The 14,390-nt window shown below is 42.2% G+C and carries 12 protein-coding genes; all 12 read right to left on the reverse strand.

All coding sequences use genetic code 11. The annotated features are described in order from the left end of the window. Positions 1-4: 4 nt before the first annotated feature. A complete protein-coding gene (locus DYB02_RS25415; protein ID WP_025501051.1) occupies positions 5-802 on the reverse strand; it encodes a type VI secretion system accessory protein TagJ in 798 nt (265 codons plus the stop codon). 10 nt (positions 803-812) lie between these two features. Continuing rightward, entirely contained in the window at positions 813-2,324 is a 1,512-nt protein-coding gene (tssC, locus tag DYB02_RS25420; protein WP_005480259.1) for a type VI secretion system contractile sheath large subunit, read from the reverse strand. Between the two features lie 55 nt (positions 2,325-2,379). Then, entirely contained in the window at positions 2,380-3,873 is a 1,494-nt protein-coding gene (tssC, locus tag DYB02_RS25425) for a type VI secretion system contractile sheath large subunit (protein ID WP_005463811.1), read from the reverse strand. Beyond that, a complete protein-coding gene (tssB, locus tag DYB02_RS25430; protein ID WP_005463809.1) occupies positions 3,873-4,403 on the reverse strand; it encodes a type VI secretion system contractile sheath small subunit in 531 nt (176 codons plus the stop codon). Before tssB ends, tssC (DYB02_RS25425) begins: the two co-directional genes overlap by 1 nt. A gap of 15 nt (positions 4,404-4,418) precedes the next feature. Next, positions 4,419-5,540 carry a type VI secretion system protein TssA gene (tssA, locus tag DYB02_RS25435; protein WP_005480330.1) on the reverse strand — a complete coding sequence of 374 codons (1,122 nt, stop codon included), beginning with the start codon at positions 5,538-5,540 and terminating at the stop codon, positions 4,419-4,421. Then, on the reverse strand, positions 5,537-6,325 hold the full coding sequence (locus tag DYB02_RS25440) for a PP2C family protein-serine/threonine phosphatase (protein WP_029804139.1): 789 nt from the start codon (positions 6,323-6,325) through the stop codon (positions 5,537-5,539). Before DYB02_RS25440 ends, tssA begins: the two co-directional genes overlap by 4 nt. Positions 6,326-6,335: 10 nt before the next feature. Further along, positions 6,336-7,031, reverse strand: a complete 696-nt coding sequence (tagF, locus tag DYB02_RS25445; protein WP_025817543.1) for a type VI secretion system-associated protein TagF — start codon at positions 7,029-7,031, stop codon at positions 6,336-6,338. Next, positions 7,013-10,531: a type VI secretion system membrane subunit TssM gene (gene tssM / locus DYB02_RS25450; protein ID WP_029804142.1), complete on the reverse strand. Its 3,519-nt coding sequence runs from the start codon at positions 10,529-10,531 to the stop codon at positions 7,013-7,015. The genes tagF and tssM overlap by 19 nt, the downstream gene beginning before the upstream one ends. A gap of 15 nt (positions 10,532-10,546) precedes the next feature. After that, the gene (gene tssL, locus DYB02_RS25455; RefSeq protein ID WP_029804143.1) at positions 10,547-11,839 is read right to left on the reverse strand and encodes a type VI secretion system protein TssL, long form; all 1,293 of its coding nucleotides are present in this window, start codon (positions 11,837-11,839) and stop codon (positions 10,547-10,549) included. A gap of 11 nt (positions 11,840-11,850) precedes the next feature. Next, positions 11,851-13,176 carry a type VI secretion system baseplate subunit TssK gene (gene tssK, locus DYB02_RS25460; protein WP_017447471.1) on the reverse strand — a complete coding sequence of 442 codons (1,326 nt, stop codon included), beginning with the start codon at positions 13,174-13,176 and terminating at the stop codon, positions 11,851-11,853. 21 nt (positions 13,177-13,197) lie between these two features. Next, positions 13,198-13,653, reverse strand: a complete 456-nt coding sequence (tssJ, locus tag DYB02_RS25465) for a type VI secretion system lipoprotein TssJ (RefSeq protein WP_005463795.1) — start codon at positions 13,651-13,653, stop codon at positions 13,198-13,200. 9 nt (positions 13,654-13,662) lie between these two features. After that, the coding region (gene tagH / locus DYB02_RS25470; protein WP_115224163.1) for a type VI secretion system-associated FHA domain protein TagH at positions 13,663-14,390 on the reverse strand (728 nt) is incomplete at its 5' end.

Consider the following 14,390-nt stretch of genomic DNA (forward strand, 5'->3'; position numbering starts at 1 on the left):
GCTCTTACGCCAACTCTTTTGTTACTTGTAGATTTTGTAAGTCAGAAATCGGCAGCGCCATTTCACCGACAAGCCAACACTTCAGGCCTAAACCTAAGTAAACTTCTTTGTCAGCTATTTGTTCCCAATCCGTTTCACGACCTAGTTTCTGAGCATCACTTTCTGAATCCACGTAAGTCATCGGCATATGGCCTTCACCTTCACCTAAACCGTCAATGTCAAACTCAACGGGGCGCCAAACACTTTCTAGCAAAGAGGTAGCAGATTTGATTTCTAAAGTGTTGATGCTAGCAATAGGGACGAGGAAGTAGTTGCCTGCGGTAGAAAACAGCTCAATGTAACCACCTAAACGATCATCAATATCCCGCACGTCTGAGAACGAAGTATCATTAGCTAAAAAGCCTTTTTCTTGTCTCAGTTCTTCGATTTGAAGAGCAAGTTCAGAAACTTGTTCATAATCTTGACTCACCATTGATAAGTTGAAGTTAACCAATGACTTAGTTAGTTCTTCGTTCTCACCCAATACCTTCGCGGTTGCCGCTCCTTGAGCGAAATCCTTTCGCGCTTGAGCAGCTTTAACCAGATGTCTTAACTGGCTAGCGCCTGGAAGATATTCAGGAAACAGTTTAATAGACTGCATCAGTTGCTCATCAGCTCGCTCAAAATCACCATCAATACAAAGCAGTTCAATAAAAGAGCTTCTCAAACTGGCATCCTTGGGAGATGCCTTTATTGCTTCGATTAGTAGTTCTAAAGCTTGTTGCAACTGCCCTTCCGATAAGGCATTTTTCCACTGAGTCATCTTTCTTTCCTTACACCAAATGTTCTGGTGATAATTCCGTAATTAATTTGATACTTGAGACCATTTGGTCGAGCTGAAAATGAGGGCGTAAATGTATCACCGAGTAGAAGTGCCCTGGCGTATCGCGTTTCTCTCTAACTTTGATCTTCGCTTCGTTCAATGGGTACTTAGCTCTGAGTTCATCCGAAGCTTCGTCTGAAGCCGTTGTATATTGATGTAACCAAGTCTGAAACTCCCTCTCGAGCGATGCCGCGTCCTGATAGCCACCTATCTTGTCTCGCCCCATAACTTTGACGTAGTGTGCTATACGCGATACACACATCGTGTATTGGAGCATTGAGGTGAGTTTTGCATTAGTCGCAACATGCTTCTCTTCGTACAGTTTTGGCTTATACAACGAAACATTGGAAGTCATGCCGACCATGTCTGTTTCAGGAACTGGTGAAATCGGAATGAACCCACAATCAGACAGTTCTTGCTCTTTACGCTCAGAGACTTTTAGATTTAAAGGGCATCTATCTCTGTCATTTTTGCCATTAATGCGCGTTTTGTTTCTTGTAGGAGCAACAATAATGCCTTGACTATAATCCCCCTGTTTTATTCCTCGCATGTGAGTAAACCAACCGTGCTCTTGGAATGCTCTAATCGAAACAGCAGCAAAACAGAAGGCTCCACTTCCCCACAATAAATCGTTATTTGAATCGTCAATATTCTCTTGAAATTCAAATTGATCGTTTCGAGAACCATCACTTTTGTAGGGTTGTCGAAAAAGCACGTTAGGAGCGGTTAAGCCAATAAACTTGGTATCATCGTTATCTCGCAACTGTCTCCATTTGACATAATCAATTTGTTCAAATTGTGCCGCAACGTCTCGAGTCGACGAAAGTTCGGCAAATGTGTTCACACCGAATATTTCAGGAGACGCAGACATTACAAATGGACTAAATGCCGCAGCAGCAGACTGAGATATCTTGCTTAGCACAGAGATATCTCTATCAAAATAATTTGTTCTCGGGTCATAACGTAATTGATAATCACCAACAACCACACCAAAGGGTTCTCCTCCGGCCATTCCATATTCATTTTGATAGAGCAATTTAAACAAGGCAGACTGATCGAACTCGATAGCCTTGAGCGCATCTTTACTTACTTCATTCCATGTTGCAGATAGAACTTTAATTTTTACGGAGTCAGACGATGGTTTATCAACTTGTTCACATAAATATCGAACGCCTACCCAACTGCACTCTAATTTCTGAAAATCTGGATGATGAATGATCTCATTGAGCTGCTTCTGTAATAGTGTGTCAATGGTATTAATCGTGCTCACAATGCTATGGCGAAAACTCGCAAAATCTTTAGATTGCGTGCCTTCCAACCAAATTCGTGCCGCAAGTATTGAATCTGAACATTCAACAAATTGAGTCAACCAATGACTGTCAAACTCAGCCAGGCCCATCGGTGTAAACTCGTGTGTGAGTTCCTCTGGGTCTAGAAAGTTCAATGCATCTATTTTCGTCATAACTACCATAAGCTTGGCTTAATGGCTGGTCGAAGTGACCAGCCATTAACTCTATTTAGCCACCCGACTGAGGAATTTTAGCAACGAGTCTTAAAGACGTGGTTAGCTCTTCCATTTGAAGCCATGGTTTGAGCCAAGCAACCGCGTTGTAAGAACCAGGAGAACCTGGAATCTCCTTAACTTGTACGCGAGCGTCGGCAAGAGGGTATTTCGCACGAATTTCTTGACCGCCACCTTCAGAAGCGTTCACATAGCCAAGAATCCAACGGTTCAACCAAGATTCAACGTCTTCTGCTTCCATAAAGCTACCGATCTTGTCTCGAGCCATTACTTTCAAATAATGTGCAAAACGAGAGGTTGCCATCATGTAAGGAAGTCTTGCTGAAATTGCCGCGTTTGCTGCCACTTCTGGAGATTCATGATTTGCTGGTTTTTGACAAGTTTGAGCACCAAAGAACACGGCATAGTTTGTATTTTTGTAGTGACACAACGGTAAGAAACCCAGTTTACCCAATTCCGCTTCACGGCGGTCTGTAATGCCAATTTCCGTTGGGCACTTCATATCTGGGTCACCATCATCACTCATGAAGAAGTGTGTTGGTAGGTTATCAACTCGCCCACCACCCTCTGCGCCACGAATAGCAGTACAGAAACCATACTTAGAAAATGCATCCGTCAGTTTGACGCCAAGCACGTACGATGAGTTCATCCAACAATAATCATTGTGATCAGCATTAACGGCGATACCCGACACAGGATCCACATCAAACTCTTCAAAGCCAAACGCTTCTACAGGAGAGGTAGCTTGGCCGTATGGCAAGCGAGCTAATACTTTAGGCATCGTTAAGCTTACAAAACGAGAATCTGCACTTTCACGGAAAGAGCGCCATTGCGCATATTCCAACGACTCAAAGACTTTATCTAAATCGCGCGGTTTAGATAGTTCTGTCCACTCATCAAAACCAAATAGCGCAGGAGAAGCAGCAGACAAGAATGGTGAGAAACCCGAAGCAGCAACATTCGACATTAAACGCAAAGACTCAATATCTTCTGGATGGTTTGTAAACTCGTAGTCACCAATTAAAGCACCATATGGTTCACCACCAGCGCTACCAAATTCAGATTCGTACACTTTTTTAAAGATTTGACTTTGATCGAATTCAACCGCTTTACTTAAGTCTTTATGAAGCTCTTTCTTCGTGATGCTGATCATGCGAATTTTCAGCGTAGAACTTGTCTCAGAATTCATGACTAAGTAATTCAGCCCACGCCATGAGCCTTCTAACTTTTGTAGCTCAGGATGGTGCATAACTTCAGAAAGCTGCTCTGAAATCTGTCTATCAAGCAAATTAATCGCTTCACGGAAAGTTACGGTTAGGTTTTTATTCCAAGAAACCGTCCCCTTCATCGCTTCTTCAGTCAGTGTCTTGATCAGCTCTTCTGCTCTCGATGCTTCTGTTTGTTTCGTCGCACCAATAGCCTGTTCAAGAAATGAAGTGGTTTGTTCACCCACCGTAGGATCGAGTTGTTTTTCAACTTGAGTCGTCATTATTCTGCTCCCTCAGTACTTTCTGATGGCGCTTTTTTGCCAAGATCTAGCTCACCAGCTAGTTTTGCCAAATTGTCTGTATTGTTGAGAACTTCTTCTAGGATGTTTTCAAGTTCTTCCGAACGGTCGACTTTAGTCATCAAGTCTCGCAGTTTGTTACGAGTTTCCATCAGCTGACGCAATGGTTCTACTTGATTGACAATCGCTGCTGGTTCAAAGTCTTGCATCGATTTAAAGCTCAGTTCAACCGCAAATTCAGAATCGTCATTTGCTAACTTGTTTGCGACTTTGAACTTAACCGATGGACTCATCTTTTTAAGTACATCATCGAAGTTATCACGATCGATTTGAATGAAACGGCGATCCTTTAATGGTTTCAATGCTTCGGTATTTTGGCCTGCAAAGTCGCCCATAACACCCACCACAAAAGGAAGCTCTTTTTTCAAAGTTGTTCCTTCGGTTTCAACATCGTAGGTAATGTGAACACGAGGCTTCCGTACTCGTGAAAGTTTCGAGTGGATACTCGTCATACCATTCTCCCTTTATTAATTTTCATTTTGTTCTGCTATGCCAACCAAACGGAAGTAGCTTCGTTTTGCGTCTCCGTCGGAGATTAGTTCCGCCAGTAATTCAGGCAGAGGCATTCCACACCAACGAATAATTTGTTCGATGGAGTAAGAAACTGGTGAGTGAGGCTCGCTTTCTCTAAAAAAGTCCGCCACATGTTGCAACTGTTGAATAGCTTGTTCTCGAGATTGCATGTTTGTAACTAATAACGCAGATGAGTTGTGAGTAACTGCTTGTTGACTTGCTTCTTCTAACTCTTCATCACCATTTTCGTCAGAAATGGAGACCTCAGCCTTATCCTTAAAACGATTACCCAACAAGTGCTTAAGTGCCGCGTGTATTGATTCAATTCTTTTTGAAATATATGAGCTAGGCGTTACATCCCCTACAGCGTCATCAAGTCGCTGACTGAACTCATTAAAAGCACCTGTAGCGAACTCGAGATCTGCAATCAGAGACTGGTAAAACTCATCAGAAGTTGATTTCACAGTGTCAGTGATACGCGACAATTCAATTGCGCCTTGATCTACTCGTGCTCTTCGCTTGTCTTCGTCCAAGCGCTCGAGTTCAATAGCTTGTTGGTATTCCCAATATGCATAAGCTTGCTCTACACCCATATCCGTCAATGGAATTGAGGCAAGAGGAAAGATCAGCGTTCCCTCACTATCAATACCATTAAGTCCGGTGATGGCAGAAATCCGCGTTTCTATGCCGTCTTCATCAGGCATTGGGTGCAGCTCATCCCAATATGACTCAACAAACGCGCTAGCAATTTTGTAGCCTACGCCCATGCCTCTAAAACCATAAAGCCGAGTTAATGCTTCTATTAGCCAGGCAACAAACTCAAAATCTTTTGATTGTGTAGCGAGAACTTCTGGTACTTCTTCAACAAAAACGCGCCATAAGTTGTTATGTGTATGAATACTCTCTTCTTCGATGATGGCGTTTCGCTCTGCGTTTCTTGCCACCATTCGCTGATCTTTAAGTCGATAATAAGCAGACTGAGGAGAGACATCCTCTCTTGGATCAATGCCAGTAGGATTGTCTTCCGAAATTGGTGCAAGGACTTGCTCATACCAATCAAACATCGTGTTACTCATACTCTCCCCCTCAAAAACACAGGAATAGTCGCATCATCTCGCCTAGCGGAGTCAAACTCACTAGGTTCTTGACGCACTTTAATGAGCGCACACGTCACGTTATCACTAGCGCCACGCACCAGAGCAGAGTGCATTAATGCCAAACCAGCTTGGTTAACTGAATCTGCACATAGAGTTTTATGCATTTCATCACAGCTTAGTTCCTTGGAAAGTCCATCACTGCACAACAAGAACTGGTCACCATCCACAAGCTGTCCCGATACTTGGTCTATCGTCACCATCTCATCAACCCCAACAGCTCGGGTAATTACATTGGCTAATGGATGGGACTCTGCGTCTTCAAATGCCAACAAGCCTTGTTCAACTAACTCCATCACTTGGCTATGGTCACGAGTTTTTTGTACAAAAGTACCGTTTCTCAATTGATAAATGCGGCTATCACCAACCCATAGGCAGTGGTAATAACCATCCTGAATAAACAACAGCACCAATGTTGTGCCCATTGTCTTTCCATCTAAGTTCATTTGAGCATATTGATAGATCTCAAAATTCGCTTGCTGCACTGCAGCGCGAATATCATCTATATTGGTGTTTGGCACATCTTGCATATGGCGTGCAATTCTGTCGACCAGCATTTGACTCGCGATATCGCCAGCGCTATGGCCGCCCATGCCGTCCGCAACAACCCAAATATGCTGTTCAGTCATATCCAGTAACGCATCCTCATTATAAGGACGAACTTTACCTGCATGAGTTTTGGCAAAAGTAAAATAATTCCAATTCATTCTTTGCTTCCTACCAACTCCACTTTTGCCAACGACCATCTAACATTGCAGAGAATTGGCCAATAGATGGCAGTCCTGTGCTAACAAACATACATGATTCAATATGAGTAGAGCCTTCTGTCCACCAGAAGCATGGTTTTCTCTGTTGACTCTCAATTAGATGATTTAACAACGTGTTTTGCTTTGCTTCAGTTGAAAAGCTAAACACTGTTGAGATCGGGCTTTGGTACAAAAGCGCCATTTCTTCATTGCATATCGATACTTCAGAAACAAGCTCACACTTTTCCTGCATGCTTCGGTGCCATACATCAAATACAAATTCATCGTCTAACACTGACAGCGCTAGAGTCTGGCTATCTTCAGTCCAGCCACTTTGTGCCCAATACTGTGCTGCTTTGCCTTTTACCGCTCGAACAACAGTAAAAAAGAAGTAGCGACCGCATGCATCTACACTTGGAATCATGCTGCCGATATACGTAGCATCGTCCATGTAACTCACATCCAGTGCAAAGTGCCAAACTGGTGCAGTTAAAAAATAATCGTTCCAAGTGTCACCCAGTTGCTCTTTACTCACTGCAATAACAGCTTGCTGCCAGTCGTGCCAACGGTTTGCAAATTCAGGAGAAATACCGTCCTTAACAAAGTCACCTTTAGCCGGCATTTTTCCGATGTAGCCCCACTCAGGCGTTACAAGGTTTGCGGACATCTGAACCTCTCCATCTCATTAGACCAAAATGGGTTGATTGCACTAGATGGAATCAACTCAAGCTGAACCTTGTTCCCCTTCAAATCGATCATGACAATGTTGTCGTTGCGGGACTCTGGTCGAGCCTTGAGTGATTGGTCCAATAGTTTGAAAATGCCCCATTCCCCTTCATAGGTATGAGCAATTTCTCGTTTTGATTCGGGCGGTGTAAACACAATACGCGTCTGATCTTGACCCGATGGCCAGCGAAGTTCCTTCGATCTCGCAGGACCGTGCTTATAAACCAAGTCTTGATCACCTAGCTCTAGCACAAATCGAGTAATGTGTTGATCTAGATATACGGGTTTCATACCAAACTCGACTCGTAGCGAGTTATCTGATTCAAAGAACGATTGTCTAATGCGTTTTGCCCTTTGAAAAACTGCAAGCGTCTCGGGCCTTACACCGATTTCTTTTTCTAGTCTCCAACGACTCTTAGACGTATCAACAAACGGCTCCAGATATTCTTGGAAGAACGAGTCCAACGTACCACCGTACCCGAAGAATCGTTGAAAGTCCTTTAGACGAACTTCCTTCGTTGCATTAGGTTCAAATGGGTATCTACCTGCTATAGTCCGCTGATAAGGACGCACTACATTAGTCACCCAAAGCTGATTTAGATGATCTTTAGAGCCGCTTTCTGCAAACTTAACCGATTCCTGTGACAACTCTCCCAACCATTGATTAAACGGTTTTGGTAAGAGATCTTTTGCTCTAGCAAAGGAGGCAGCAACATCCTGAGTCACCGTTCCATCCAATATGCTTTTGTAAGCAATTTTTTGATTGTTGCCAGAGCTAGACAAATCAGATAAGTACGAACGCAAATTCACCATCGCTTGCTGAATATCATCAAAGTCTTGTTCACTAAGTCGTAAGATTTCGGTGAAATGGGATTCAACTTCTTTACCTGGTAGAGCAACATTAAATCCATTCTCTTCAGGCAAATACATATCGAGTTTGTCTGCCGTATTAGAAAACTTCACTTTTGCAACCTTTGCTGCGACTTCCGTTGCTGCCTTTTGATTTTCCGATAACGTTACTTTCGATAACCCCACTTCCTTTTGTATTGCACGCAGAAGTGATTCAATTGGTCTTTCTACACCGGATAGAACTCTTGATTGCTCTGTTGCTAAAGCCAAACTTGGAGCTTGTTTAAGCTGAATATCCTCTATCAGAGTTTTCCACTCATTGACATAATCTTGATAATAGCGGGCTTGAACCCCCTGAATAGCACTATCATGATCAATTTCATGAGCTTTAAGATCATCCCCATACACCCAGTTTTCTTCCATCAATCCTTTGACGGTGCGATTAATCTGAATTTGGAAAATGCTGTGAAAACCGTTGTAGGTATAAAAACCGGAAATACCTTGCGATAGAGGTTTTCCACTTGCTCGCTCAAATTGTTCTAAACCTTTAGGTCCTAACACGTCTGTTAAACGGAAAGACGGAACGTGGCTTTTAGCAAACTGCATCTTCATACGCTGATATGCACGCTCTGGAAGTGACATTTGCGTTAGAACTTCTCGTGCTGCACTAATAGCAGTCGCATCCATTGAGAAGCCTTTCTCGTCGTTCTCTAGTAAGTTTTTAGTATGCACTAGCAAACGCTCACGTAGCTCTTTGTTTAACTCTCCTGGATACTGGCGTTCAAAGTAGAAGTTGAACCAAGCAATTACCTCTTCTTGTTGATACTTTTCCGGATTAAACAACATTAAATACGTCTTTAACGTCTCGTATAAGTATTCACGATGCTGCTTATTCGCTTCCATTTCCGAGACCAAACTCTCTGACAGCAGAGTAGCAAAGTGTTGAGAAAGAGCATCTGAATACGCGTTATTTGCTGCTTGAGAAACTTTGTCACCTTGATACAGACCAAACTTTTTCACTGCATCAGAATGACCATATTTACTATTTTTCCCTAGTGGCAACATCATGATCTTGTCTAACGTGTCTACAGCACTGATAACGTCCGATTCAAAATCAAGGCTCTCTGCACCTATCATCGCTTCAATATGATTTACTTGGCTATTGGTATCGACAATTAACTTTGAATTCCATTGATAACTCAGGAACCAAAGAGCAGAAGCACCAACAAGAACACCAACACAACCCACGTATATGCCCGTACGCATCCATCCAGATTGCTTTTGATAGTGGCGGTTAACGGTACCTAGTAATTGCTCTTTAAAGATGACTCGCTCAAAAAGATTTTTAACAAAATAGCTATGCGAACTGTTAACGTTTGTCGCTAAAGGCAACCTCCCTAGTCCCAATCCATTAGTTGATTCACTCATCAGTCGATCAACAGGAATACCTTCTTGTACAGAGCTAAGCAAGAAAACACCGCGAATAAGGGCTGGCTCTTCAAACGTGTTCTGCGCAAATATCTCAGACAAAAACTCATCTAAGTTTGCTTGTAAAACTCGCAGCTGTTTTGGAAATTCGAATATTAGCGTGCGCTTTTCTAAGTCATCTTCAGTTTCTAATATACGTAACATGCGCGCATCGAGCCGCTCCAACATGCCGTGAAACTCTTTATTAAAGAGAGAAATGACACCACGTTCGTCATCAACTTCTCGTGGGAACATAAATCCAAAAAGTTCCTCACGCTCTTCTTTACTTAAATCAGCAAAAAATTCATTAAAGCCAGCAACCAGATCCATTTTCGTCAGCAGAACATAGATTGGGAATTGCATACCCAACTGATTTTTGAGTTCCTGAAGGCGAGATTTTATTGATCTGGCATGTAAGCTACGCTCTGTACGAGTTTGAGACATCATACTTGCTAGGCTGATTGTTACGATAGCGCCATTGATAGGCCTTTGAGTGCGGTATTTCTTAAGCAACCCTAAGAAACCGTGCCAAGCTTTAGAGTCAACCTTTTCTTGACTATCTTGCGTGGTGTAACGTCCTGCTGTATCAATAAGTACTGCTTTATTAGCAAACCACCAATCACAGTGACGTGTTCCACCTACACCAGCTATAGAGTCAGCCCCTAAGCTCTCAGCTAACGGAAATTCCAAGCCAGATTGCTTTAGAACCGTGGTTTTACCTGTTCCAGGAGGACCAATCAGAACGTACCAAGGTAAATCGTACAAACTACGCTTTCCTTTATGCGTTTTCGTCACAACTTTGATCGCTTGCTCTATACGATCGCGCATTACGTCAATTTCACTGGCGGCTTCTTTGTCTGACTGACTGTCTACTTCAAGCAACGTCTGAATACTTTCGTCTTCTCTAACTTTCTGTTTGTGCTGCTTTGTTAAGTTGATAAGCGCCCAAGCAAAAACAATCACTAAGATCGTAACTAAACGTTGAAAATCACTTTTAAGCGGCTCGTAACCTGCAACCGTGATCAGAGGACCCACAACCCAAATAAAAATGGAGCACGCGGCTACACCGACTAAACCAAGAAACCATCTTTGGGTAAATACTCTGCCTATTTCTTTAATACTCATTTCCTTGCCCAACCGTTAGTTGCCCACAATAAGATCGATTTCAATTCGACGATTCATTGCTCGATTCTCTTCACTGTCATTTTCTACCAAAGGTCTCGCATCACCCAACCCTTCAGGAATTACTCTGCCTTTAAGTGCACTGTTGGCGATTAACTGTTCGGAAAGAGAAGTTGCGCGAGCTAAAGACAAGTGCCAATTGGATGGGTACTTGCTGGTAAATATCGGACGGTCATCGGTATGCCCGGTAATTATGATCTTCCCTTGTGTCGCTTCTAAGGTACGTGCAACTTTAGAAATAACTGGCTGTATGTAAGCCACAACGCTCGCACTACCAGATTCAAATAGGTCTTGAGCTTTAAGAGAAATACGAACTCTATCTTGCAACGCTTCCACAGTGACAAGATCCTTGCCAATCTCCGTTGCTAAATACATAGATATTCTTTCGGCAATAGGGGCTGACTTTGACTCAACCATAGGATTACTAACTGCTGGGGTTGGTTGAATCAGGTTTACCAATTGAGCAAAAGTTTGGTTGGAAGCTTTATTCAACTCGTAACTGAAGTACATAAAAATACAAACAAGCAGTGCGGAAGTTACCGAACAAATCACCCACAGAGGTGCACGTTCCGAAACCTGAGCACCTGCCAATATATGTTGTTCTACTTTGTTACTAAGCTCTTGCTGTACTCCGCGACCATGTGACTTAAGCACTGATACAACTTGTTTTCTCAATCTACGGTGAGCTTCAAGCCCATTTTTTTCTAAACGATACTGGCCTATAAAACCCAAAGATAAGCATACGTACATTAGCTCTAGTAAATCTAAGTGGGATTCCGGATGAGCCAAACAGCTATCTAGATGCTTAAAAAAAGCCTCTCCACCTTGGCTGCTCGCGTAAAAAGAGCTCAACAGAGAATCATGTGTCCAAAACGATTGACTCCCCCAATTGGTATTCAATACTGCTTCGTCTAAAGAACAGCACAGACAATAACGTGCGGTATCAATGGTTTCCAAGTCAACATCATGTTGACGCAGACGATTCTCATAATCCCTAAGTTTTTGCGCGAGCGTTTCTTTAAGAAATAAAGGATCGGAATGAGTAGCTGTTGCTCTGATTTGTCCAATAATCGAAAGTAGACCATTAGCTTCTGCCAATAGTGGATTATCTCCATAAGCAACAACTGAATCGTTGTTAACCAACTCAGGGCTTTTGGATATCACAACAGTACTGTCTGCTGATCTTTGAGGCTGAGCTTTAGATACAGCCGTTCTTCCGCCAGGAGTAGGTTTTACTATCGTCTGTTCCATACTTACCACTTTTATTGATTAATGCTCCAAAGCTCTATGTCCGGATTTGGGAAATGACCAGATAAATGCAGTGCAATACCACCGCTGTCTTTAAGTCGCATCCAGAATGGCCCCTTCTTAACGACCTCAAAATAAACATACCCCGTTTGATATGGAATCTGTCGTGGCACGACACTTAAAGGAGCTACGTTAATTCCATTAATCTGGTTGTTGATTAGATCTCTAATCTGTTCTGCCGGACCAAGCTTCAATTGCGCAGGGACTAAGCGTCTAATCTCATCCGTTGTTGTGTCCGCTTTAATCGCCAATACAAACTGACATGATTCCAATAGTCGCTTATCTGGAAGTGGTGTCACTTGGATACCGTACTGACGTACTTCTAGTGGCAACTTACTTGCAGTCTGATCAAGAACGACACTCAAGTACTGACTAAGGACTTGATTAAGTTCAGCAAACACACTTGCAACTTCAAGGTGATCGTAAGCTTTGAGATTAGGTAAGCGCTTGGTGGTGTGAGAAAACGTTGCCAACTCGCCTATGTAGCCTTTAAAGGTTGTCGCAAGCTCTAAGGGGTGTACTTTCTCCAGCTCACTAAAATGCTTCAATATGGCTTCATATCGATTCAACATTTGCAGCATTATGAAATCTACCGCAGATGCTGAAGCCGCTTTTCCTTTAACAAGTCGTTGAGCGATAACATCTGCGCGTATCTTGGTCATTGCCATTGCATTACGTAGATACCCCGTCATCACCTTGTCATTTAACAAGTTTAGAAGTGGCGGTACGTAAGAGTCATCAAGAATGACCTCTCCTTCCGTAGAAACTTCTTTAATCTTAAGGATTGGTAGCTCTATATAACCTGTTAACTGCTCATTGCTTGATTTCAGCTCGATATTTAATGAGGCCACTTGAATCGTTTCTTCATCTTGGCCCGTCAGGTTATCAATAACGTCTAGATCTTGAAGTAAATACCGAGAAACCGTTGTTTCACTTGGATCCGCGATCATTTTACTGCTGACTTTTGAGAGTGGAACGATCACCTTCACTAAGGTATTTTCCGTCCCTTTTTTTACCTTTAAAGGAGACAGAAAACTTGTTGTTGCTGAAAAGTCTATCAGCGTCATATCAGGAAGAATTGCTTGAAGATTATCAAGTTCAATCAAGCCTGTTTTTAAGGCATGTTCTTTTACACGGCAATTCCAAACGCCCCAGTTATATGAGCCACCTAAACTGTGTAAGCCTTTATATTCATTAGATATTGCGCGTTCGTGCTGTTGAAAATGCTGGGGACGCAGAAACATCCCCTCGCACCAAGCCGTCTTGGAGTATTGCATCATTTATAATTAGCCAACTAAACGTTATTGTACGACCAAAGACAGATCTTCTAACGAGATTTGATAAGTGTTGTAACCCGTCTTATCTACTTTAATGACTTGTCGCCAATTTGAATTCTCAATATCGCGAAACGCGGCTACGATACCCAAATATTCTGTTTTAGGAGACATACTAGCTTGGTAGATTTCTTTTTGGCCTGGTGTCAAAGATATTTCATATTTATTCACCAAGTCTGGACCGAGTACTTTTTCATGCTCCTCATAAATAGAGAAAAAATCTTGGCTCTCAAACAGTGTATTTGATGTAAGTTCAAATACATATACAACAACTGGTGATGGTCTTCCATTCGAGTCAGGGTTGATATTATGATTTGCCGTTATTTCTAAATCCGCATATGGGTCGACCACTAAATTAGCGGCGGAGCATCCCATTAATACTAAAAATATAAACAGCAAAAATGATTTATAAATTTGTTTCACAATCCCACCTTAACCTTTATTCTTGAGCGCTAATTCGTAGTGCTTAGCAAAATCTTCTAAATAAAATGGAGACTCTTTATTGACAAGTTCATCTGTTAATTGGCTATGAATACCTTCAAAGCGCTTCCAACTCTGAGCATATTTTCTTGCTGGAATAACCTTGTTAATTACATTGTCTTTAGCCAATGCATCTGAATAAATAGTATTAGGTTCAACGAGAGACATGACACTCGATACCGTACCCGCTACTCCTTGCATTAAAGCCTGCTCATGATTTTCAATATCGTTAAATGCTTCTTTTATTGCGGCATTAGGCTTTAAAAAACTTGACGTTTTACGGTTATACAAATTGTGAATTGCATCTTCCAAATTTGCTGAAAACTTTAGTGGATTATTTTCAGACTTTCTAAATGCAGTATGGTTAACGCGATTGGTTTGTTTAAATACAGCCCGATTGTGAAGAGTCTCCATTAGCCCAATAAGCATGAGAGAAAACGACTGACCTAATTGTTCAAACCACTGCTCTCGATTTTGGCTTGGTACCATATTGGGGTCGATCCCCATGCCATAAATGAAGGCTTCCAGTTCACCTCGATGCACTGTAGTTTTTTGACTTTTAGCGTTGGTATCAGGCTGCATTGATGCAACTTTAGGTTGTGGCACTTCAGTTTCGTGACTCGGAATTTCTAGAAAATCATCTACTAGACCAATGTCTAACTGAAAATCTGATGGGACAC

The sequence above is a fragment of the Vibrio parahaemolyticus genome (assembly GCF_900460535.1).
Lineage (GTDB): Bacteria > Pseudomonadota > Gammaproteobacteria > Enterobacterales > Vibrionaceae > Vibrio > Vibrio parahaemolyticus.

Excerpts from the sequence above, each read along its gene's own strand:
- tssM (WP_029804142.1), bottom strand. The coding sequence starts at position 10,531 with ATGAGTATTAAAGAAATAGGCAGAGTATTTACCCAAAGATGGTTTCTT.
- tssC (WP_005463811.1), bottom strand. The coding sequence starts at position 3,873 with ATGACGACTCAAGTTGAAAAACAACTCGATCCTACGGTGGGTGAACAA.
- tagF (WP_025817543.1), bottom strand. The coding sequence starts at position 7,031 with ATGTCCGCAAACCTTGTAACGCCTGAGTGGGGCTACATCGGAAAAATG.
- DYB02_RS25440 (WP_029804139.1), bottom strand. The coding sequence starts at position 6,325 with ATGAATTGGAATTATTTTACTTTTGCCAAAACTCATGCAGGTAAAGTT.
- tssK (WP_017447471.1), bottom strand. The coding sequence starts at position 13,176 with ATGATGCAATACTCCAAGACGGCTTGGTGCGAGGGGATGTTTCTGCGT.
- tssA (WP_005480330.1), bottom strand. The coding sequence starts at position 5,540 with ATGAGTAACACGATGTTTGATTGGTATGAGCAAGTCCTTGCACCAATT.
- tssB (WP_005463809.1), bottom strand. The coding sequence starts at position 4,403 with ATGACGAGTATCCACTCGAAACTTTCACGAGTACGGAAGCCTCGTGTT.
- tssC (WP_005480259.1), bottom strand. The coding sequence starts at position 2,324 with ATGACGAAAATAGATGCATTGAACTTTCTAGACCCAGAGGAACTCACA.
- tssL (WP_029804143.1), bottom strand. The coding sequence starts at position 11,839 with ATGGAACAGACGATAGTAAAACCTACTCCTGGCGGAAGAACGGCTGTA.
- DYB02_RS25415 (WP_025501051.1), bottom strand. The coding sequence starts at position 802 with ATGACTCAGTGGAAAAATGCCTTATCGGAAGGGCAGTTGCAACAAGCT.